Below are 22543 nucleotides of genomic sequence, written 5' to 3' on the forward strand. Positions count from 1 at the left end.
ATCTATTCTATTATTAATTTTTTAATTGTAGTCACACCTTCCTTAGCTATTTTAACATAGTATACTCCGGTTGCAAAAACGCTATTTGGGTTAATGTGATTAATTGGAGAAGCAGTCAAATTAGTTGAATACACTGTTTGTCCGATTGAATTGTAAATAGTCAGTTTAGAATCCTGTGTTGTGTTATTCATAACCACATCAAAAACTCCTTGTTTTGATGGATTTGGATACAAAGTGAAAATTAAATTCGAGTTGGTATTCGTACTCAAATTAGGGTTTTGGAATACAATTCTAAAACGATCAGGAGCCGATGTAGCAGTATCTGTACTCGAAATGGAATACGAATAACTCACCGAACTTGACTGTGGAATTTCAGTGTAGGTTTGCAATAATTGATCATGCAAATAGGCAGGAATACCACTTATATTATTTCCTTGTGCCACAATAGTATAATTGGTATTTCTATATTGAGTAATATTCAACGGAATAACATCCGTTTCAATTGGAAAATTTCTACTTTCAATACTCAATAAAGAAGTACTATTTTTAATAGCAAATACCTCATCTTGGTTGGTTAACTTATTTGCATCATTAGAATCAACAAGATTATCATAACTCGAATCGAACTTTACCACAAGTCCGTCTGCAGCGACACCAGTTGTTGCCAATGTATTACTTTCATATAGTGTAGCTCTAATATAAGCAGGAACGGTTGTAGTTGCTTTATAAACATTTTCATTTACTACTGATGTTGATTTATTGGACTCATGGAAGGTAATTGTACCACCAGCAGTAGCATCATTTTTAATGAAACACCCTTCCCATGGTTGTAAATATTGATTTACTTGCGAACCATTAACCGGATTTATTCCTGTAGATAAATCATAAGCTACATATCCACCTCTAGTATTAATTTTAGGATCCCAAACCCAATAGTAATTGGTATTGAAATTCGCATTTTGAGTTAATACTTGTTTGATATCTACCGTTGCTTGGTATGGATTTCCTATAAAATTATAACCATTTGCAGTTGGACTAATAGTTCCAGCAGAAGCATCACAAATTTTAAGCGCACCTTTAGCACGAAGGGTTGTATTAGTAGGTGTTGGAGCATTGGTACTCATACTTATAGATCGATCTCCTCTAATCATTAAACGATAAGGAACTCCAGCAGTAAGTGTTAACACATTAGTATTTGGAACCGCTGCCCATACCCCTGTAGTATTATTAAAGGTAAACATCGAATTATTAGTAGTTTGTGTTACATCAAATCCATAATCAGCAGTAATATTACCTGTAATATGCGTTCCATAACCCGGATTTGGATTTAAATTGGTTGTATAAGCAGGTGGCGGATTATTTACTCCTTCTTGCCAATTGTCTCTAATAGTAGTCGAAGTTGTTACTGGAGAAGAAATAAATCTAAATGCACGGCGAGCAGGAAAAAATCGTTCCACCGTTACATCTCCATTAATCGCAACTGCACTACAATCGGTAATAGGTGCAACTACAGCAGTAGTAGTTCCGTTACTCTTTAATGTAAGATTACCTCCTGTATTAAAAGTACCATTAGTTAATGTTAATTTTCCTGAAATACCCATAGTGTTTCCAAGAGTAATACTGCCTGAACTTGTTGAGTTTAAAGTAAAATCACCTAAAATATTGGAAGTTCCTGGAGTAGTTTGGCTCATGTAGAATGTACCTTGATTACCAGATCCATTAATTGTTAAACTCGAAGTGGCACTACCAATTAAAGTTCCGGCACCTGTTATTGCTCCCGAAATAGATAATGTAGAATTATTTAAATTGATCGTTGCTCCACTTGCAAGAATAATGTTACCTGGAGATCTTGGACCATCCAAAATTGGATAATTAGTTAGACCACTAGGGATTTCAATATTTTCTCCTGAGGCAGGCACACCACAACTCCAGTTGGAAGCATTGTTCCATGCAGTACTTACAGAACCATTCCAAACATTAGAAGATAAAACCGTAATTAATACACTTGATGTTGTTGCAGAAGGACAACTACCATTAGAAACTACAGCTCTAAAATAGGTATTTGCAGATAAATTAGTAGCTGTATATGTTGAAGAAGTAGCACCACTTATATTGGTATAAGTTCCTGCTAAAGTACTTGAAGACTGCCATTGTATAGATCCTACATTTCCATTTAAGGTTAATACTTTACTGTTTGTAATAGATGAACAAACTGTACCGGCTCCAGAAATCGAACCTGCAGTAACCAAAGCGTCAACCGTTAAAGTACTAACACTTGTAGTTGCTGAAGTACAGGATCCATTTGTAACAAATGCTTTAAAGTAGGTCGTTGCTGTCAAGTTGGTTGCTGTGTAAGTTGCAGAAGTTGCTCCACTAACATTTGACCAAGAAGAACCATTTAAAGATTGCTGCCATTGAATAGAACCAGTATACCCTGTTAGAGTAAAGAGAGTACTGTTTGTTCCTGAACAAACGTTTGAATTATTGCTAGATATAGTTCCACCTACAGAACTTGCAGTTACAGAAGCAGTATTTGTAGCAACATTTACAGAAACAGCACTAGTTGAACTGCAAACAATATTACCCGAAGCATTATTTAAAGCAGAAGCTGTCAAACGAACATATATGGTAGTATTTGATACAGCATTGCTAACTGGAACTAAACTCACACTTGTTGTAAAACCCGAGCCAGAAGTTGTAGAAACTTCATACCCTGATGGAGGAGTAACGATTAAATTATCAATTAAATTTACTCCTGAAACAGTGAAACTTTGCTGTGAAGAGGCCACACCACTACAACTAGAAAATGAAGTTAAAGACCCTGAAGTAGAAATAACTGGTACTTGAATAGTTCCAACTCCATAAGTACCATAATTATTTAATATCCCTCCACCAGTAATTGTTCCTGTATTAATATTAAAAGTTTTATCGGTAACTGAAGTATTATAATTGATGATTGGCACTCGCAGTTGAAAACTTAAAGAAGAAGAGGTAATCGTTAATGCTCCAGAGATGGTTTGCCATGTGCTACCGTTTAAATATTGAATAGTATTTGTGAAATCAGTTCCAGAAACGGCTGTTACTCCTGTTAAATAAGGTGTAAAACTGTAATTAGATGTTGGAGCATTTGATAATGAAAAAGTAAAAACTGCATATCCGGCATTTTCTAAAACTGTAACAGAAGAAACTGTAGAATTAATTACAGGCTGTGTTGCCTGAAATGAAAGCAAGGAATTCAATACAGGATCAATTGGATCTGAAGAGGTAGATGCAGAACCTCCATTAGAATAATTACTTTCTTTACCAGGAATAACTAATAAATATGCTTCGCCTGTATAAGTTGTATAAGTTGAATTTGAAACCAAAAAATTTAATCCTATGGTAGTATTCCCAGATTTATCTTGCCTAGAAATTGTTCCGTAAATACTAATTTGTACACCACTTGAATTAACATAGTAAAGTACTACATTTTCATTATTTCCTGAGTTAAAAGTAGTAGCTGTAGGAACTGCAGATACAACTTTAAAGGAATAACCAGAAACAAGTTGTAGACCTGTTATACTTTGTGTATTTACATTGTAAGTAGTTCCAGTTGCTTTATATATTTGATTAAAGTATATGGTTGCAGCCTTTCCGTTTAGAAAGAAAAACATACAAAAGACAATACTTAATAGCGATATATTTTTTTTAAAAATATCTATCATTATTTTGCTAGTTAGGTTATTAGAAAAGTAGATTTCTTTTTTTTATTCTAAAAAAAAAGCGGGGGCTTTTAAAATTAAAAGGTTCCAATTTAATAATTTACAAAAGTATACTTTAATATTCAATTTAACTAATAATTAATTTTTGCTTATAATTTTAATATTTACAACATATATGTAAGAAAAAATTATATAATTTTGTAAGTACAAACTAGAATATCAATGGTAATTTCAATTTCCATCTTTACTATTATATTAGCTGCTCTTTTGATTTACAATAATTGGAAGACCAACAAAAACACATTATTCCTTGCTTTATTTTTCATAGTACTTTCAGTTTATATCATCACACATGCTTTTCTAGCGATTGATAAGTCAGTATTCTGGACTGCAGTTTTATACAATCATATTTCACCACTTACTTTATTACCAGGTCCTTTATTATTTTGGTATACCCGAAATACAATAAATAAGAAACAAGGCTTAACTAAAATAGATTATTTACATATTATTCCCGCAGTCATTCAGTTATTTGCCATAATGCCCTATTGCCTAAAACCATTTTCATACAAAATGGAATTTGCTAAAAGAATTACAGAAAACGTTGATTATGTAAACCAAGTAAGTACTAATATATTTTTCAATACCTACGAAAATTTCACTATTCGATTTGTTTTGTTTTTAATTTATATTGTTGCTTCTATATCCTATCTAACAAATTTTACATTTTCGAAAAATAAAAAAAGTGAGATCGGTTCATTTTCAAATAAGCTAATTCAATGGTTGTGGATATTAAACATTGTTCCTTTAATATTTGTATTTGTGGGTTTAGTGCTTACCTACAACTGCATGATAAACCAACCTAGTGTTGGACTTACCAAAACTCACTCTTTATTATTAATCTTAGAAATATCCTTCTTCATTTTAACTTTTTCACTTTTGCTATTTCCAGATGTACTTTATGGAATATCTTCTCCTCAAAATGAAATTAAAAATAAAACCACAAAAAATACAGTAAAAAAGGACGATAATGTAACTCAAAAAAAATTAAATACTGAAGATCCTTTAAATGACATCATCAACAAAATTATTATTTACTTTGATGAAAGCAAACCCTATGTGAATCCAGAATTTTCTATTTATACTATTTCGTTAGATTTACAAATTCCAAAAAATCAAATCAATGAATGCCTAACAATCATTTACGGGAAAAAATTTAGCGAGATTAAAAAAGAATTGCGAGTAAATTATGCCAAAAATTTATTAGAAAATAACACTTCCGAATTCATTACTATTGATGCCATAGGACAAAAAGCAGGATTTGCTACACGATCAAATTTTTACAGTGCATTTAAGTCCATCACAAATTCTACTCCTTCAGAGTACATCAATATGCTTAATGCAAAAAAAAATAACAATTAACTATTAATTTAGGATTCAACTTCTAAAGAAAATAGTGCACCTCCCTAAGCAATTAAGTTAAGTTTTAATAAAGTCAGTTCGTGTTTCTTCAAGATGCCAACTACTTTCTTTGTTACGGGAACTATTTGTAAAGAAATGCCAACTACTTTCTTTGCAACGAGAGAAGGATATAAGAAAACGTTAACTACTTTCTTTGAAACGAGAGAAGGATATAAGAAAATGTCAACTACTTTCTTTGAAACGGGAACTACTTATAAAATAAGTAAATGGCATTATAAAATATGATTTAATAACATTAACTAATAAGCCATTAATTTCGTAAATAGCTTGCCTAAATAATCAATTATATTAATGGAAGTTAAAAAAGGTTTTTCTTCTATCATACAAAAAAAACGCTCAAGCAAACTTGGCATTTTTTTTTATTTTACTATTTATTAGTGAGCGATTTAGACTTATTTTCAAATCAAATTATTGAGTTTCTTGAAAATTTTATAACTTAATATTAAAAAAAATAACCCCTAAAAATTCATTAGAGGTTATTGGTACAACTGTGACCGCGAAGGGATTCGAACCCCCAACCCTCAGAGCCGAAATCTGATATTCTATCCAGTTGAACTACGCAGCCGTTTTTATTTAGATTATTAGATTGTTAGATCTTTTGACTGGTTAGATTTTTAGAAAGTTAGATAAATTCTAAGGTTTCTAAGATGTCTAACAATCTAAGAAGTCTAATCTATACCAATAATTTTTTCACTATTGTAGAAATTACTTTCCCTTCTGCTTGACCACCAATTTGCGCCGAGGCCAATCCCATCACTTTACCCATAGAAGCAATTCCTGTAGCACCTGTTTCTGCAATGATTTTAGCAACTACGGCTTCAACTTCTTCTTCTGATAATTGAGCAGGTAAAAACTTTTCAATAACTGCAATTTGCGCTAATTCTGGTTCTGCTAAATCGGGACGATTTTGAGTAGTAAAAATCTCTGCACTGTCTTTACGCATTTTTACCAATCGTTGTAAAATTTTAATTTCATCCGCTTCAGAGATTTCCTCTTTGGATCCACTTGAAGTTTGCGCCAACAATAATTCCGATTTAATGGCACGCAAAGCCTCTAAAACAACCATATCTTTGGTTCTCATGGCGTTCTTCATTTCATCCATGATTTTTACAGATAAACTCATCTATTTCTATTTTATTTAATTAAAAGCATGATTAATTTTTGTGGGTATTATTTGATATAAAAACCAATAATTTAAACCACTAAGCAGAGGCAAAGATAAAAAAATAACCCGAAATTTCTAATGGAAACTTCGAGTTAAATCTTATTTGATAATTCTGACTAATCTACATTGTCATGCAAAAAAGAATTATTTGAACGCAACTGCACATCGTCATTGCTATCAATTCCTAAAGACATTCTAGAGTTGGCATTCATGCTGCTGTTTTCAGATAAATCTACTCCTAATCTCTTATATGCTGGCTCTCTCTCTAACTCATCTACACGAGATGGATTGTTATGAAACTTGTAATTAAACTCTTTTAACTTTCTTCTTCTTTCGTCTGCACGAAGTTTTAAAGTCTCTTCAATAGTCATTTCTAGAGGAGAAATATCTTCGATATGTGTAGCGTAAGTTGGTTTATTTAAATCCGCTACTTTCATAGTAATATTTAATGATTCTTCTACTGGCTCAGAAATAGTTTCTGTTGGTTTAGAATTCAATAAATCATTATCTATTTCCATATACTCTTCTAAAGAATATTTGATCACTCCGTTCTCATTTAATTCGGTTACCGAAACAAATTCGATTGGCTCATTAACTTCAATATTTTTAGTTTCGGCAGTTAAGTCAAAATAAATGTTTTCTTCTTTTTTGCTTTCAATTGGTTGCTCTACAGGTAAATCAAAAGAGAATGTAATTTGCTCTTCTTCTCTAACAATAAACTTAGGCTCATTTACTTTAATTTCATTAATTGAAGGCGTTTCAAATTGGAAATCCAAATCATTAATAGGTGAAACGATTTCAAAAGTAACATCTAAGTTGCGAATAAATTCATTCATAGCAACTAGATCGTTGTCTACTTTAGCAAATACAGGAGCTTCAACAACTGCTGGTTCTTCTTCGATTAATTCAAAGATAATTTTCTCTTCTTTTACAGCAATTGGCGCATCAATAATTGATGGAATTTCAGCTACATTATTTTGAGATAAATCGTGAACCATTTTCTGATCCTCTTCTAATTGAAGGATGATCTTTTTAGGCTCAGTATTTACGATTTCGTTTTGTTGTTCTACATTAAATCCAGTTGCAATGATCGTTACCGCAATAGCATCACCGTGCGCTTCATCTTCACCAACTCCCATGATAATGTTGGCATTGTAACCTGCTTCGGCTTGAATGTGATCGTTGATCTCTCCAATTTCATCAATAGTGATTTCGCTTGTACCAGAAACGATAAGCAACAATACGTTTTTAGCACCCGAAATTTTATTGTCATTTAATAATGGAGAATCTAATGCAGAAATAATAGCTTCTTTAGCTCTATTTTCTCCGCTAGCAACTGCAGATCCCATTATTGCTGTTCCACTATTTGCTAAAACAGTTTTAGCATCTTTTAAGTCGATATTTTGAGTGTAGTGGTGTGTAATTACTTCCGCAATTCCTCTTGATGCTGTAGCTAATACTTCATCTGCTTTTGAGAAACCAGCTTTGAAGCCAAGGTTACCATATACTTCTCTTAGTTTATTATTATTAATGACAATTAAAGAATCTACTTGCTTACGCAATCTTTCAACTCCAAGTAATGCTTGATCTTGACGCACTTTACCTTCAAATTGAAACGGAATAGTTACAATACCCACAGTAAGAATATCTCTTTCTTTCGCCAATTGAGCAATTACTGGCGCTGCACCTGTTCCGGTTCCACCACCCATTCCGGCAGTAATGAAAACCATTTTGGTATTGGTATCTAACATTTTTTCAATATCGGCAACACTTTCAATTGCAGATTGTTGTCCAACTTCTGGATTTGCTCCAGCACCTAATCCTTCGGTTAAGTTAACACCTAACTGGATTTTATTTGGCACAGGGCTATTTTGCAATGCTTGTGAATCGGTATTACAAACTATAAAGTCTACACCTTTAATACCTTGTCTAAACATGTGGTTGATTGCGTTGCTACCGCCACCGCCTACACCGATTACTTTAATTACATTGGACTGATTCTTAGGTAAATCAAATGAAATGTTTCCAAATTCTGAGTTGCTCATCATAAAACTTTGGGTTTTTTTTATTCTACTTTAAATCTTTAATTGTCTTTATTCTGCGTTGTCAAGAAAGTCTTTTACTCTTCCTAATATTTTATCCATAAAGGATTCATTAATTTCTGGTTTAGTTGGCTTTACTGGCTTTTCAACCGGCTTTTCTTCTTCTACTTCATCTACAATTTGTGGCTCTTCTTCAACTTCTGGAGGCACTTCTCTAGTAATAATTGGTTTTGGAGCTTCCACAATTGAAGCTTGTAATTTGTAAGCACTTTGTGTATTATTTGCCACACTGTTCATCACCAATCCTACTGCTGTCGCAAATAACGGACTTGAAATTTCTTCTCCAGAATTTCCTGCCAAATGTTCGTTTGGATATCCTATTCGGGTGTCCATACCTGTAATGTATTCAACCAACTGTTTAATGTGTTGCAATTGTGCTCCACCACCTGTTAATACAATTCCGGCAATTAATTTTTTTCTAGGGTCGTCATGACCATAAGCTTTTATTTCTGCAAAAACTTGTTCAATAATTTCAACTACACGAGCATGAATTATTTTAGATAAGTTTTTTAATGATATTTCTTTAGGCTCTCTTCCTCTTAATCCAGGGATTGAAACTATTTCATTGTCTTTATTTTCACCTGGCCAAGCCGAACCAAATTTTACTTTTAATAATTCTGCTTGTTTTTCAATAATAGAACATCCCTCTTTAATGTCATCGGTAATTACATTTCCTCCGAAAGGAACTACAGCTGTATGGCGAATAATTCCGTCTTTAAAAATGGCTAAATCGGTTGTTCCACCACCTATATCAATTAAAGCAACACCCGCTTCTTTTTCTTCTTGACTTAAAACCGCATCGGCAGATGCTAAAGGCTCTAAGGTAATTCCGGATAATTCAATTCCGGTGCTTTGTACACAACGAACAATATTTCGAATTGATGACGCTTGCCCTACCACCACGTGAAAAGTAGCTTCCAATCTTGAGCCATACATTCCGATTGGCTCTTTTATTTCTGCTTGTCCGTCTATTTTATATTCTTGTGGCAAAACATGAATAATTTCTTCACCGGGCAACATCGCTAATTTATTCACTTGATCAATCAACGATTGAATGTCTTGCTGGGTAATTACCTCTTCAGAATTTCCTCTGCTGATGTAATCGGTATGCTGGATGCTACGAATGTGTTGCCCTGCAATACCTACTACCACATCATTAATTTTGTAACCAGAATTTTCTTCGGCATCCGTGACAGCTTGCTGGATCGATTGAATAGTTTGGGTGATGTTATTCACTACACCTCTCGCCACACCTAAACTTTTAGATTTACCTAAACCTAAAATTTCAAGTTTGCCATATTCATTCTTCTTGCCAATCATTGCTACGATTTTCGTAGTTCCAATGTCTAAGCCTACCGCAATGCTTTCTTTATTCTCCATATTATGCCTAATTTGACTAATTCAAGCTTTTTTTATGCTTTATAATTGCTATTTAGTACAAACTACTTGATGACTAAATCTCAAATTTATTTTCTTATATTTTGTTAAAGAACTATCTACAATTGTCTTCTGAAAAAATGCTTTATAATTGTTAAATTTCTTCTCAATCTGAACCATTTTTCCAAACTCAATTTGAAAATCAAAATTTCTATTGGTCATTTTTACGTCGTCATTTGCATCCAACTCCACTCCAATTATATTTTTTTTCAAAAAGGGATCCTTGTAAATTACCCTTAAAACTTGAGCCAGTTTTTTTCTATTTCTTGGACTAATTTCACCAACAACCAATGGAACCCTAGCCGTATTTAATCCTGATAACGGCATCGTATTTCCCTCATTATCTAGATAATAGGTTCCTACACTATCAAAAACCCTTGCAACTGGGGTCTTTTGTTTGACTATGGCTTTTAGCACTCCATCAACAGTTACATACACCTCTGCTTTTTCAACCATCGGATTCTTGTTGATAGAATTTTCCAATTTGTTCAAATTTAAGTCCTCTTTTGCTATACTTCGCACATCTGTTTTATTTTCTATTAACAATTTATTAACCGTTTTTTTGCTAATAAAATCGGCGTCATTATCTACAAAAATTACCTCTGTTTTGATCAATTTTCTGTGCGCATTTCTATTGGATGTAAATGCAAATAGAAAAATTACTAATGCAAACATCATGATCAATCGAAGGTTTATCCAATTAAATACTTTCATAGTAATGCTTTTTTAATAGAAGGCACTAATTCTCCAATGTCTCCCGCTCCAATTGTCACAACTATTTTGGCGTCACTTTGTTTAATTGTATCAATCAGTTGCTCTTTGGAAACTAATATTTTATTGGTATTGGTCATTTTATCCAACAACCACGCAGAAGTGATTCCGGGCATTGGTAACTCGCGCGCTGGATAAATATCCATCAATACTACTTCATCAAATTGCGACAAACTTTTCGCAAAATCATCAGCAAAATCTTTGGTTCTACTAAACAAATGGGGCTGAAAAATGGCCACTACTTTTTGATTCGGATACAATTCTCTTACCGCTTGATGCACCGCATTAATTTCGGTTGGGTGGTGTGCGTAATCATCAATATAAACCAACTCATTCGTTTTTATTTGATATGAAAAACGACGCTGCACTCCTTTAAAACTTGCTAATGCATTTTTAATAGCTTCGCTCGAAGTGCCATAGGTTTTGGCCATTGCCAAAGCCATTAAAGCATTCATTAAATTATGATGCCCTGGCAATCCAAAAGCAATATTTGAAATCGTTTCTGTTGGGGTTTGTACATCAAAAACATAACTGCTGTTTTCAATTCGAATATTATGCGCTTTAAAGCTTGCCTCTTCGTTTATTGCAATGGAAACTCCTTGTAAATCCATGCCTTTTGGCACAAACAAATTACTTTTATCCTGAACTTTATCAGCAAATTCTCTAAATGAATCTTCAATTGCTGCTTTATCTCCATAAATATCCAAATGATCGGCATCCATAGAAGTCACGCAAGCGATATTTGGATGTAAATGCAAAAACGATCGGTCAAATTCATCGGCTTCAACAACGGTTACCGTTTTACCAGTTCCGATTAAATTGGAATGATAATTTTCAACTATTCCGCCAAGGAAAGCCGTAACATCGGCTCCGCTTTCATATAATATGTGTCCAAGAATACTCGAAGTCGTTGTTTTTCCGTGTGTTCCTGCAACAGCAAAACAAAAGGTGTCTTTGGTAATTAATCCAAGAACTTCGGCACGCTTTTTAATCGTATAGTCGCGTTCAATAAAATAATTCCATTCCGAATGCGTAACCGGAACAGCCGGGGTTACAATAACCAAGGTGTTTTCGGTGTAAAAATCGGTTGGAATTAAATTAATAGCATCTTCAAAATGAATATCCATACCGTCTGCAATTAATTCATCTGTAAGCATGGTTGGTGTTTTATCATAACCCGAAACCTTCTTGCCTACATTCTGAAAATAGCGAGCCAGTGCACTCATTCCGATGCCTCCGATTCCTATAAAATAGACGTTATGTATTTGGTTTAAATTCATTTTTAAAGACTCTAAGTTTCTTTGGATCTAATGATCTGAGGACTTATTCTTTAGTTATTCTATTAATTTAATTATTTCTTTTACGATATCTTTTGTTGCGTTTGGCTTAGCCAACTGCTTGATGTTTACACTTAATTCGTTTTGCAATTTTTTATTTGAAATCAATTCTGAAAAAGTGGATTCAAACTTTTCGTCCAACTCCGATTCTTTAATTAGAATTGCTCCTTTTTTATTTACAATTGCATTGGCATTTTTTGTTTGGTGGTCTTCAGCCACATTTGGTGACGGAATGAAAATTGTTGGTTTTCCTACCAAACACAATTCCGATACCGAAGAAGCTCCAGCTCTTGAAATCACAAAATCGGCGGCTGCATAAATCAAATCCATTCGGTCAATAAAAGCAACCACTTGCACATTTGCTTTTTCATTATAATGTTGGTAAGCCTCATGGTATAACTTACCGCATTGCCAAAACACTTGTATGTCGTTTTCCAAAATAAAATCAAGTTCTTTTTCAATCAACTGATTTACTCTTCTAGCGCCAAGACTTCCACCAAGAACTAAAAGCGTTTTTTTGGATGCATCCAAATTAAAATAAGTAATACCTTCTCGTTTTTTTGAATCTACATCCAACAAATCTTGTCGTACCGGATTTCCTGTAAAAACGATTTTATCTTTTGGAAAAAACCGATCCAAATTATCGTATGCCACACAAATGGAATTGGCTTTTTTACTCAATATTTTGTTGGTTATTCCAGGATAGGAATTTTGCTCCTGAATAACAGTTGGAATACCAAAACTATTTGCCACTTGCAATAACGGACCGCTTGCAAAACCACCGGTTCCAATTACCGCATCGGGCTTGAATTGTTTTATTATCTTTCTTGATTTCCATAAACTACTAAGTAATTTAAACGGAAACATTAAATTTTGAAGTGTCAATTTTCTTTGCAAACCAGCAATCCAAAGACCTTCAATTTTGTAGCCTGCTTGAGGTACTTTTTGCATTTCCATTTTATCTTGTGCTCCCACAAATAAAATTTCTGCATCAGGAAAATGAGATTTCAATTCATTGGCAATTGCAACCGCTGGGTAAATATGCCCACCAGTTCCACCTCCGCTTAATATGAATTTGTATTGCTTCATTTTCTTATATTATTTTTTATTTTGAACCGCCTTCAATGGATTTTCGGTAATTGAAAAATCATCTTCTTCAACTTCACTTCCCTCTTCGTCTTCTTGTAATTGTTTGTCAATTAATTTTTGAAGCGCCTCATCTCGTTTTTGTTTTTCTTCTAATTCTTGAGCAATTTCTTCGTCTTTCTTGGTTACACTAAGAATAATTCCAATGGCAATACAAGTCATCCAGATGGAACTTCCTCCCGAGCTAATAAGTGGTAATGTTTGCCCTGTTACCGGAAGTAATTCAACGGCAACAGCCATATTAATTAATGCCTGAAAAACAATTGGGAATCCGAGGCCAACAACCAATAATTTACCAAAAAGCGAATTGGCCTTATGTGCGGCTATTACAAATCGGAACAACAACAAAAGATACAATCCTAAAACAGTTAATGCTCCTAATAATCCGTATTCTTCTACAATAATGGCAAAAATAAAATCGGAGGAAGATTGTGGTAAGAAGTTTTTCTGAACACTTTTCCCAGGACCCAATCCATATAATCCACCCGAAGCGATGGCTATTTTAGCATTTTTTATTTGGTAATCGTCTTCACCTGGCTTGTCGCTTGTGAAATTTTCAATACGGTTTTTCCAAGTATCTACACGGTTTCTAAAAGCATCTGGAAAAGCAATTACCACTAATACAAATAGTACTAAAGCTGCTATTCCCGTACCAATGATTATTCCGATGTACTTAATTGGATATTGCCCAATGAAAGTGAGCATAATTACCATTGAAAAAATCAAAGCTGCGGTAGAAAAGTTGGCAGGTAATATGAGCGCCAAGGTTATAAACACCGGAATCCATAACTCTATAAAGGAAGCTTGAAAAGTAACTTTCTCTTCTCTCTTTTTAGATAAATAACGGGCTACATATACATACAGCACTATTGCCGCAAGAGTTGAAGTTTGAAAGGAAATTCCAATAAACGGAATCTCTACCCAACGGCTCGCATTAGCTCCTTCGATTACCGTTCCCTTGAATAAAGTATACACTAAAAGCACCCAAATAAAAGGCAATGCTATTAATGAAAGTGCTCTAAAATAGTGATACGGAACTTTATGTATTTTATAAATAATTATGAATCCCAAGAAAACCTGAATTGCATGTTTTAACAAATAGGTTAATGCATTTCCAGATCCGTGGCGCATGTAGGCCAAATTACTACTGGCACTATAAACAGACATAAATGAAAATAATGCCAAAAGAGCAATGAATGCCCAAATGACTTTATCTCCTTTTAAACTGTTTATTATTTCTTTCATAATTGAGTTTTGAATAGTAGACTTAAATAAGCCTAAATTCTATTTACAAGTTTCTAACTTCTCTTTTAAATTGGTTACCACGGTCTTCATAGTTTTGAAACAAATCAAAACTTGCGCAAGCCGGAGAAAGTAATACGGTGTCTCCTTTTTCTGCAATGTGTCTTGCAGTATTTACTGCATCGTGCATGTTATCAACTTCAACCATCATGTCTACCATGTTCCCAAAAGCATCAATTATTTTTTTATTTTCAACACCAAGACAAATAATTGCTTTTACTTTTTCAAACACCAAAGGCATTAATTCGGCATAGTCATTTCCTTTATCTACACCCCCAACAATCCAAACGGTTGGTGTAGTCATACTATCCAAAGCGAAGAAAGTAGCATTCACATTAGTTGCTTTACTGTCATTGATGTATTGCACATTTTGAATTTTCAATACTTTCTCTAAACGGTGTTCTACTCCCTGAAAATTGGATAAACTTTCGCGAATGGTTTGTTTTCTAATGCGTAAAATAGTAGCAACTGAGGTCGCTGCCATTGCATTTTTTATATTATGTTTTCCCTCTAATGCGATATCAGCGGTTTCCATTAAAAACTCTTCTTCGTTGATGTTGATTTCCATAGTGTTATTTTTTAAAGTCGCCCCTTTTTCAAGGTTCTTTGTGATTGAAAATGGTATTAATTGTGCTTTTACTTTATTTATTTGTAACCAATTGTGAATTGCTTCATCATCTGCATCATAAATCAGATAATCTTGGTTGCTTTGATTTAATGTTATTCTAAATTTTGATTCTATATAATTCTCATACTTATATTCATAGCGATCTAAATGGTCTGGACTGATGTTCGTAAGAATTGCAATGTGTGGCTTGTAATTAATGATCCCATCCAATTGAAAACTGCTTAATTCCAAAACATAGTAATCATAGTTTTCAAAGGCCACTTGCCAAGCAAAACTTTTACCAATGTTACCTGCAAGTCCTACATTTAATCCGCCTTCTTTTAACAAATGATAGGTAAGCATCGTAGTGGTTGTCTTTCCGTTGCTTCCTGTTATTCCAATGGTTATTGCATTGGTAAATGGTGCTGCAAATTCAATTTCAGAAATTACCGGAATCCCTTTTTCTACCAATTTTTTTACAATCGGGGCTTTATCTGGAATTCCTGGACTTTTCATAACAACATCGGCATTCAGAATTAACGCTTCTGTATGCTGTTCGTCTTCCCATTTAATCTCATTATTCGTAAGAACTTCTTTGTAATTTTCTTTTATTTTTCCGAAATCGGAAACAAAAACATCGTATCCTTTTTGCTTTCCCAATAAGGCGGTTCCAACACCGCTCTCGCCTCCACCAAGAATAACTAACCTTGGCATTATCTTAATTTTAATGTTACAATTGCCACGATAGCTAACAAGATGGTAACAATCCAAAAACGAGTTACTATTTTGCTTTCATGGTATCCTTTTTTCTGATAATGGTGATGTAATGGCGACATTAGAAAAACGCGTCGACCTTCGCCAAATCGTTTTTTGGTGTATTTAAAATAGGCTACTTGAATAATTACCGAAGCGCTTTCTGCAAAGAAAATGGCGCATAAAACCGGAAGTAACATTTCTTTTCTTACCGAAATGGCCAATACCGCTATGATCCCTCCAATAGTTAAACTACCCGTATCTCCCATGAATACGGATGCTGGATAGGAATTGTACCATAAAAACCCTACCAAGGCTCCTGCAAATGCAGAAACAAAAACAGTCATCTCCCCAGAATTTGGGATATACATAACATTCAAATAGCTTGATAAGATGATGTTCCCCGAAATAAAGGTGAAGATTCCGAGTGCAAGCACCGATATTGCTGAAGTACCCGCAGCTAGCCCATCAATTCCATCGGTTAAGTTGGCTCCATTTGAAACCGCAGTGATGATGAAAATTACAATTGGAATGAATACCAACCATGCCCATTTTTCATACCCTTCACCAGTCCATTCAATAATTTTGGCATAATCCAATTCGTTGTTTTTAGTAAATGGAATCGTTGTGGTAGTTGATTTCATTTCACGAGCTGGTGAGCTAATTGCATTTTCTGTTTGATTAAAAGCAACTGGCTTAGCCAATTTCTCACGAACGGTTACCCCTGGATGAAAATACAATACCGACCCTACGATAAGCCCCAATCCAACTTGACCAATTACTTTAAAGATTCCTTTTAAGCCTTGTTTGTCTTTTTTGAATATTTTAATATAATCATCAATAAAACCGATAGTTCCCATCCAAATGGTGGTGATGATTAACAAAACAATATAGATGTTGTTTAATTTTGTAAGCAACAACACCGGAATAAGTGTTGCAATAATGATAATGATACCACCCATTGTTGGAGTACCCGCTTTTTGATTTTGACCTTCTAAGCCTAATTCTCTTACCGTTTCACCAACTTGTTTGTTCTTTAAAATGGTGATGATTTTTTTACCATAAACTGTAGAAATTAAAAGCGATAACATTAACGCCAAAGCTGATCTAAAGGTTATGTATTGAAAAACCCCAGTTCCTGGAACATCTAAAGTTTTGTCTAAATATTCAAATAAGTAGTATAACATCGGTTCTTAGGTATTTAGTTAATTAGCTTAAAAATTCTTTTACGGTTTCCATATCATCAAAATGGTGTCTTACCCCATTAATTTCTTGATAATTCTCATGACCTTTTCCAGCAATTAATATGATATCATTTGCATTTGCCAATTGACAAGCGGTTTTAATTGCTTGCTTTCTATCTTCAATGGAAAGTGTCTTTTTATAATTTTGTGGCTCTACTCCTTTTTCCATTTCAGAAATAATAGTTGCCGGATTTTCTGTACGCGGATTATCGGAAGTAAAAATTACAGTATCACTCATTTGAGAAGCGATATTTGCCATAATTGGACGTTTGGTTTTATCACGATCACCACCACAACCTACTACAGAAATCAATTTTTCATTATTGGTTCGGATGTTATTAATGGTATTTAATACATTTTCTAATGCATCCGGAGTATGAGCATAATCAACTATAGCCGTAATTTTATCGGAAGAAACAATAAATTGAAAACGCCCAGAAACACTTTCTAATTCAGACAATAATCGTAAAGCTTCCAAGCTGTCCATTCCTAACTCAATGGCAGTTCCATAGATAGCCAATAAGTTATAGGCATTAAAAGTTCCGATTAATTTTACCCAAACTTCATTATCGTTAATTTTTAATAACAATCCCGATAATTGATTTTCTAATATTTGAGCTTTATAATCGGCATAGGATTTTAAAGCATACGTACGTTTTCTTGCGTTGGTGTTTTGCAACATCACAGCACCATTTTTATCATCAACATTAGTTAATGCAAAAGCAGTTTTTGGCAAATGATCAAAAAATGATTTTTTCACATCTCTATATTCTGCGAATGTTGGGTGATAATCTAAATGGTCGTGCGATAAATTTGTGAAAACACCACCTTCAAAATGAAGTCCTTCGGTGCGTTTTTGATGTACTCCATGAGAACTAACCTCCATGAAACAGTATTCACAACCCATCGAAATCATTTCGTTCAGATACTGATTGATGGTTAAAGAATCCGGTGTAGTGTGAGTTGCCTTGTATTCGGTATCGTCCACCATGATTTTAACGGTAGATAATAAACCCACTTTGTAACCTGCTTTTTTATATAATTGATACAACAAAGAGGCAATAGTAGTTTTCCCGTTGGTACCGGTAACCCCAACCAATCGGATTTTATCTGAAGGAGTATTGAAATAATTGGAAGCAATAAATGCCAATGCCGAATTGGTATCCTGTACTTGAATGTAAGTCACATTTGCAGCAATAATCTCAGGTAATGTATCGCAGATAATAGCGGTAGCTCCCAGATCAATTGCTTTTTCAATAAAATCATGGCCATCTGAAACGGTTCCTCTAATGGCAACAAAAACATCATTTTCTTGAACTTTTCTTGAATCGAATTCGATTTTGTTCACAGCAATATCTGTTGAACCTTTTACCGCTTCAATGCCAACTTTATATAATATGTCTTTTAATACCACTTTCATTGCTTATGATAATTCTAAAAGAATAACTGTATTTTTTGTAATTGATCCTCCCGCAGGAATAGATTGTCTTTTCACTTTCCCAATTCCTTTTACTTTCACTTTAACACCTAAGTTTCCTAATAAAGCAACAGCATCCATACCAGTCATTCCTTTTAAATTTGGAATGGTATTTTTTACCGCTACAGCTTTAGGATCATTATCTCTATAGTTGTTTTCTTGAAGCGCTATTTTTTGGTTTAGATTTTTAATTTCATTAGTTGAAGGCGCATCGGTAAAGATTTTTTGTGCGATTCTTTTAAATACTGGTCCCGCAACATCTGCTCCGTAATATCCTTTGTTTTTTGCATCTGGTTTATGTACCACCACAATGCACGAATATTTAGGATTTTCAGCAGGGAAATATCCCACAAATGAGGAAATATAATGTTTATCGTTTCCGCCATTTGTTCCATAATTTGCCTGAGCAGTTCCTGTTTTTCCAGCCATTGAAAAATCTTTTGAATACAATGATTTTCCAGTTCCTTTTTGAACCACATTCTTTAAAACGGCTTGAATTTTTTTCACAGTTTCATCCGAGCAGATCTTCGGATTAATTACTTCCTTATCGTATTTTTTTATGGTTTTGCTCCATTCTTTAATCTCAGACACAAATTGTGGCTTGATCATTTCACCATTATTTGCAATAGCATTATACAAAGTCAATGTTTGCAATGGGGTTACCGCAACTCCATATCCAAAAGCCATCCATGGCAAAGCAATGGCACTCCATCTTTTATCAGCAGGATGCGGAATTACAGGTGTTCCTTCTCCTTGAATTGGCAACCCTAACGGCTTGCTCAATCCCATTCTATCAATACGATCAATGAATTGTTTTGGGTTGTTTCTGTAGTTTTCATATACCGCCTGAACCATAACCGTATTGGAAGAAATTTCCATTCCGCGGCCTAAAGAAATTTTTTGGTTTCCACCTCTGTGTGAATCCTCAACATCTTTTCCGTAGAACTTAATTAACCCACCTTTTCGATCATAAATCTTGCTAGTATCTACTTTTTTATCATCTAATAAGGCAAGTAGATCTACTAGTTTAAAAGTAGAACCTGGCTCATGTGCTTCTTTAATTGCATAATTTTCAGTTTCATAATACGTATCACTAGAGGCATCTTTTCCTAAATTGGAGATGGCTTTAATTTGGCCTGTTTTGGTTTCCATAACCACTACACAACCGTGTTCTGCATTATAATCTTGCAATTGTTTTAACAAGGCATGGTGAGCAATATCTTGGATGTAAACATCAATACTCGAAATCACATCATAACCATCTTGAGGATCTACATCGTTTCGATCTCTAATAGGTTTCCATTGCCCTTTAGCAATTTTTTGCTTTAATACCTTTCCGTCTTTTCCATTTAAATACTTACCAAAAGCACCTTCAATACCCACTTGTTTTCTAACCCCGTCTTCATTAATTTTATCGTAACCAATAGTTCTTTCTGCTATTTGACCAATTGGATGCACACGAACTGGTTTTTGCTCAACAATAATTCCACCTTTGTTAGAACCTTTCTCGAACATTGGAAATTCTTTTATTTTAGAGTACTCGGTATAGCTTAATTTATCTGCAATAAGTGTGTAACGATTTTTGGTGTTTCTGGCTTTTCTTAAAATCACTTCATAATAAGAAGAAGGTTTCCCAAATAATTTACCCAAGCTTTCAGATAGTGGTTTTACATTTTTTTCAAAAAGTTCTTCTTTTGGAACCACGGCATCAAAACGAATAGTGTAATTTGGAATTGAAGTAGCAAGTAAACTTCCATCTGAAGAATAAATATTTCCTTTGTTTGCATGGATTACACACATTTTAACGGTAAGATCTTTGGCTAATTTTCGATAATGCGCACCATGTACCCACTGAATATTAGTCAGCTTTATAGTAATTGCCATCGCTATCAAAAAAATAACGAATGCAACTAAATAAATTCGGTAAGAGATGTTTTTATCTTCTACTCCCATAATCTTTTAAAGAAACTTTTTTCTTCGGTTTTTTTAACTTTTATCTTAATTGGTGGTACCTGAGACGGCACTACTCCACGTGATTTCATTTTTTCAGAAACAGTAGATTCCATTCTTAACTTCATCAATTCGGATCTTCTGTCAACAAATTCAGACCGCAATTCTTTTACTTCATTTGTTAAATCAGCTATTTTGAATATTTTCTGATCGTATTGGTGTGAATTTGCAATCATTATGATGGCTAATACCACTATAAAAAGTATGAATCGCCAATTTTTAATAGCATCTTCATTTACTAGAAATCGTGCTTTTAATAAGTTGAAAACTCCGCCTTTCATATCTGCTTATCTATAACTTAATTTAAAAACTACTTCTTTTCTGCTATTCGTAACTTTGCGCTTCTAGCACGGTTGTTAATCTTAATTTCGGCTTCACTTGGAACAATAAGTTTTCCAATGTTTTTGAACGGAACCGAGAAGTTTCCGAAGAAATCTCGCTCTGGCTCTCCTTCAAATAAGCCATTTTTCATGAATCGTTTTACCAATCGGTCTTCTAATGAGTGATACGAAATAACACTTAGTCTTCCCTCTGGTTTTAAAATCTCTAAGGATTGCTCTAAAAATTCTTTTAAAACCTCCATCTCTTGATTCACTTCTATTCGAACTGCCTGATAAATTTGAGCAAGAATCTTGTTCTTAAATTGTTCTGGCAAGTACTTATTCAATACAATTTTTAGTTCTTCTGTGGTGTTAATTGTAGCTCTTTGTCTAGCTTCTACAATGGTTCTTGCAAGTGCAGGAGCCACTTTTAACTCTCCATAATCTAAAAAAACACGCTTCAAATTGGCTTCATCATATTCATTTATGACTTTACTTGCATCAAGCTCATTTCTTTTGCTCATTCGCATATCCAGATCGGCATCAAATCGAGTAGAAAATCCTCGCTCTGGAACGTCAAACTGATGAGAAGAAACTCCAAGATCGGCCAAAATGCCATCCACTTGCTTCACACCATGAAATCTCAAAAAACGTTTTATGTATCTAAAATTCTCCTGAATTAAAGTAAATCTATCATCTGGAATAGCATTCTCCCAAGCATCTTCGTCTTGATCAAAAGCAAACAATTTTCCGTTTGCACCAAGCCGACTTAAAATCTCTTTTGAATGTCCGCCGCCGCCAAAAGTGACGTCAACATAAATTCCATTAGGTTGAATATTCAAACCGTCTACCGTTTCTTTTAATAAAACTGGGTTATGATATTCCATGCTCGTCGTCTTTTACATCACCCATAACTTCTTCTGCCAAGTCAGCAAAATCTACTATCGAATCATCAATAGCTTTTTCATAAAGGTCCTTATCCCAGATTTCAATAATATTCACCGCCGATGAAAGCACGATATCTTTATTGATTTGAGCAAAGCCTGCTAAATCTTTAGCAACCAATAAACGCCCTAGAGCATCTATTTCAACCACCTTTACACCTGCGGTAAAACGACGAATAAAATCATTATTCTTTTTAACGAAACGGTTTAGTTTATTGATTTTTTGCATCATTAACCCCCACTCTTTCATTGGATAAAGCTCCAAACAAGGTTGAAAAACAGAACGCTTCAAGACAAATCCGTCTTGAAGAGAGGCAGCCAATTGCTTCTTGAAAGGCGCTGGCAACAACAGCCTTCCTTTAGCATCTACTTTACACTCATATGTCCCTATTAATGAATTCAAAAAACTAATTTTTAAATGATATGAAGCAAAAATATAAAATAAATTACCACCTTTTACCACTTTCTACCACATTGTTAATAAGTTTTTGATTTTGGACAATTTTAAGACTAAAGCCATTACCTATATTTTTGAAGATAATTATCCAAAAAAGAGTAAATGATATTAAAATCGAAATATTTAACTGATTTTCATATTGATTTATGAGAATAATTTAAAGAGTGTAAAGTGGGAAGATATTTTTTTTGGTTTTAATAACTAACTGAAATAATGCACATTAAAGATTGTAATGGTTTTTCATGATTTTCTCAATAAATACAATCCTTTACATACAATTAATTTTCA

At 34.0% G+C, this 22543-nt stretch carries 17 protein-coding genes and 1 tRNA gene; 2 read left to right on the forward strand and 16 right to left on the reverse strand.

From position 1 onward, the window contains the following. Positions 1-2: 2 nt before the first annotated feature. Positions 3-3704 carry a beta strand repeat-containing protein gene (locus tag ACKOWY_RS08775; protein WP_408941062.1) on the reverse strand — a complete coding sequence of 1234 codons (3702 nt, stop codon included), beginning with the start codon at positions 3702-3704 and terminating at the stop codon, positions 3-5. Between the two features lie 219 nt (positions 3705-3923). Here ACKOWY_RS08775 and ACKOWY_RS08780 point away from each other — a divergent pair, with 219 nt between their 5' ends. Together ACKOWY_RS08780 and ACKOWY_RS08785 are read left to right on the forward strand one after the other, a co-directional pair. Then, entirely contained in the window at positions 3924-5123 is a 1200-nt protein-coding gene (locus ACKOWY_RS08780) for a helix-turn-helix domain-containing protein (RefSeq protein ID WP_408941063.1), read from the forward strand. A 93-nt stretch (positions 5124-5216) separates the two neighbouring features. After that, on the forward strand, positions 5217-5408 hold the full coding sequence (locus ACKOWY_RS08785; protein ID WP_408941064.1) for a hypothetical protein: 192 nt from the start codon (positions 5217-5219) through the stop codon (positions 5406-5408). Positions 5409-5674: 266 nt separating this feature from the next. On the opposite strand, the gene ACKOWY_RS08790 is transcribed toward ACKOWY_RS08785, so the two are convergent. From ACKOWY_RS08790 to mraZ, 15 genes are all read right to left on the reverse strand, one after another. Continuing rightward, a tRNA-Arg gene (locus ACKOWY_RS08790) sits at positions 5675-5748 on the reverse strand. 108 nt (positions 5749-5856) lie between these two features. Beyond that, complete coding sequence (locus tag ACKOWY_RS08795) at positions 5857-6306, reverse strand: GatB/YqeY domain-containing protein (protein WP_408941065.1); 450 nt, start codon at positions 6304-6306, stop codon at positions 5857-5859. A gap of 158 nt (positions 6307-6464) precedes the next feature. Next, positions 6465-8396: a cell division protein FtsZ gene (ftsZ, locus tag ACKOWY_RS08800; protein WP_408941066.1), complete on the reverse strand. Its 1932-nt coding sequence runs from the start codon at positions 8394-8396 to the stop codon at positions 6465-6467. A gap of 45 nt (positions 8397-8441) precedes the next feature. Beyond that, entirely contained in the window at positions 8442-9830 is a 1389-nt protein-coding gene (ftsA, locus tag ACKOWY_RS08805) for a cell division protein FtsA (RefSeq protein WP_408941067.1), read from the reverse strand. 48 nt (positions 9831-9878) lie between these two features. After that, positions 9879-10601 carry a cell division protein FtsQ/DivIB gene (locus tag ACKOWY_RS08810; RefSeq protein WP_408941068.1) on the reverse strand — a complete coding sequence of 241 codons (723 nt, stop codon included), beginning with the start codon at positions 10599-10601 and terminating at the stop codon, positions 9879-9881. Continuing rightward, positions 10598-11938, reverse strand: coding sequence for a UDP-N-acetylmuramate--L-alanine ligase (gene murC / locus ACKOWY_RS08815; protein WP_408941069.1), 1341 nt, complete (start codon positions 11936-11938; stop codon positions 10598-10600). Before murC ends, ACKOWY_RS08810 begins: the two co-directional genes overlap by 4 nt. Before the next feature lie 54 nt (positions 11939-11992). Further along, positions 11993-13084, reverse strand: coding sequence for an undecaprenyldiphospho-muramoylpentapeptide beta-N-acetylglucosaminyltransferase (gene murG, locus ACKOWY_RS08820; RefSeq protein WP_408941070.1), 1092 nt, complete (start codon positions 13082-13084; stop codon positions 11993-11995). Positions 13085-13093: 9 nt separating this feature from the next. Next, positions 13094-14386 (reverse strand): FtsW/RodA/SpoVE family cell cycle protein, encoded by a 1293-nt coding sequence (locus ACKOWY_RS08825; protein WP_408941071.1) that lies wholly within the window; start codon positions 14384-14386, stop codon positions 13094-13096. A 43-nt stretch (positions 14387-14429) separates the two neighbouring features. Then, positions 14430-15764, reverse strand: a complete 1335-nt coding sequence (gene murD, locus ACKOWY_RS08830; RefSeq protein ID WP_408941072.1) for a UDP-N-acetylmuramoyl-L-alanine--D-glutamate ligase — start codon at positions 15762-15764, stop codon at positions 14430-14432. Next, complete coding sequence (gene mraY / locus ACKOWY_RS08835; RefSeq protein ID WP_408941073.1) at positions 15764-16990, reverse strand: phospho-N-acetylmuramoyl-pentapeptide-transferase; 1227 nt, start codon at positions 16988-16990, stop codon at positions 15764-15766. Before mraY ends, murD begins: the two co-directional genes overlap by 1 nt. A 22-nt stretch (positions 16991-17012) precedes the next feature. Next, positions 17013-18467 carry a UDP-N-acetylmuramoyl-L-alanyl-D-glutamate--2,6-diaminopimelate ligase gene (locus ACKOWY_RS08840; protein ID WP_408941074.1) on the reverse strand — a complete coding sequence of 485 codons (1455 nt, stop codon included), beginning with the start codon at positions 18465-18467 and terminating at the stop codon, positions 17013-17015. A gap of 3 nt (positions 18468-18470) precedes the next feature. After that, positions 18471-20477: a penicillin-binding protein gene (locus ACKOWY_RS08845; protein WP_408941075.1), complete on the reverse strand. Its 2007-nt coding sequence runs from the start codon at positions 20475-20477 to the stop codon at positions 18471-18473. Beyond that, entirely contained in the window at positions 20468-20815 is a 348-nt protein-coding gene (locus ACKOWY_RS08850; protein WP_408941076.1) for an FtsL-like putative cell division protein, read from the reverse strand. The genes ACKOWY_RS08845 and ACKOWY_RS08850 overlap by 10 nt, the downstream gene beginning before the upstream one ends. Positions 20816-20844: 29 nt before the next feature. Beyond that, positions 20845-21741, reverse strand: a complete 897-nt coding sequence (gene rsmH, locus ACKOWY_RS08855) for a 16S rRNA (cytosine(1402)-N(4))-methyltransferase RsmH (protein WP_408941077.1) — start codon at positions 21739-21741, stop codon at positions 20845-20847. Then, positions 21728-22201 (reverse strand): division/cell wall cluster transcriptional repressor MraZ, encoded by a 474-nt coding sequence (gene mraZ, locus ACKOWY_RS08860; RefSeq protein WP_408941078.1) that lies wholly within the window; start codon positions 22199-22201, stop codon positions 21728-21730. The genes rsmH and mraZ overlap by 14 nt, the downstream gene beginning before the upstream one ends. Positions 22202-22543 lie beyond the last annotated feature (342 nt).

It is taken from the genome of Flavobacterium sp. (genome assembly GCF_046073885.1).
GTDB lineage: Bacteria > Bacteroidota > Bacteroidia > Flavobacteriales > Flavobacteriaceae > Flavobacterium.

Bases quoted from the DNA above. Each gene is read 5' to 3' on its own strand.
- ACKOWY_RS08775 (WP_408941062.1), bottom strand. From the start codon at position 3,704: ATGATAGATATTTTTAAAAAAAATATATCGCTATTAAGTATTGTCTTT.
- ACKOWY_RS08780 (WP_408941063.1), top strand. From the start codon at position 3,924: ATGGTAATTTCAATTTCCATCTTTACTATTATATTAGCTGCTCTTTTG.
- ACKOWY_RS08785 (WP_408941064.1), top strand. From the start codon at position 5,217: ATGCCAACTACTTTCTTTGTTACGGGAACTATTTGTAAAGAAATGCCA.
- ACKOWY_RS08795 (WP_408941065.1), bottom strand. From the start codon at position 6,306: ATGAGTTTATCTGTAAAAATCATGGATGAAATGAAGAACGCCATGAGA.
- ftsZ (WP_408941066.1), bottom strand. From the start codon at position 8,396: ATGATGAGCAACTCAGAATTTGGAAACATTTCATTTGATTTACCTAAG.
- ftsA (WP_408941067.1), bottom strand. From the start codon at position 9,830: ATGGAGAATAAAGAAAGCATTGCGGTAGGCTTAGACATTGGAACTACG.
- ACKOWY_RS08810 (WP_408941068.1), bottom strand. From the start codon at position 10,601: ATGAAAGTATTTAATTGGATAAACCTTCGATTGATCATGATGTTTGCA.
- murC (WP_408941069.1), bottom strand. From the start codon at position 11,938: ATGAATTTAAACCAAATACATAACGTCTATTTTATAGGAATCGGAGGC.
- murG (WP_408941070.1), bottom strand. From the start codon at position 13,084: ATGAAGCAATACAAATTCATATTAAGCGGAGGTGGAACTGGTGGGCAT.
- ACKOWY_RS08825 (WP_408941071.1), bottom strand. From the start codon at position 14,386: ATGAAAGAAATAATAAACAGTTTAAAAGGAGATAAAGTCATTTGGGCA.
- murD (WP_408941072.1), bottom strand. From the start codon at position 15,764: ATGCCAAGGTTAGTTATTCTTGGTGGAGGCGAGAGCGGTGTTGGAACC.
- mraY (WP_408941073.1), bottom strand. From the start codon at position 16,990: ATGTTATACTACTTATTTGAATATTTAGACAAAACTTTAGATGTTCCA.
- ACKOWY_RS08840 (WP_408941074.1), bottom strand. From the start codon at position 18,467: ATGAAAGTGGTATTAAAAGACATATTATATAAAGTTGGCATTGAAGCG.
- ACKOWY_RS08845 (WP_408941075.1), bottom strand. From the start codon at position 20,477: ATGGGAGTAGAAGATAAAAACATCTCTTACCGAATTTATTTAGTTGCA.
- ACKOWY_RS08850 (WP_408941076.1), bottom strand. From the start codon at position 20,815: ATGAAAGGCGGAGTTTTCAACTTATTAAAAGCACGATTTCTAGTAAAT.
- rsmH (WP_408941077.1), bottom strand. From the start codon at position 21,741: ATGGAATATCATAACCCAGTTTTATTAAAAGAAACGGTAGACGGTTTG.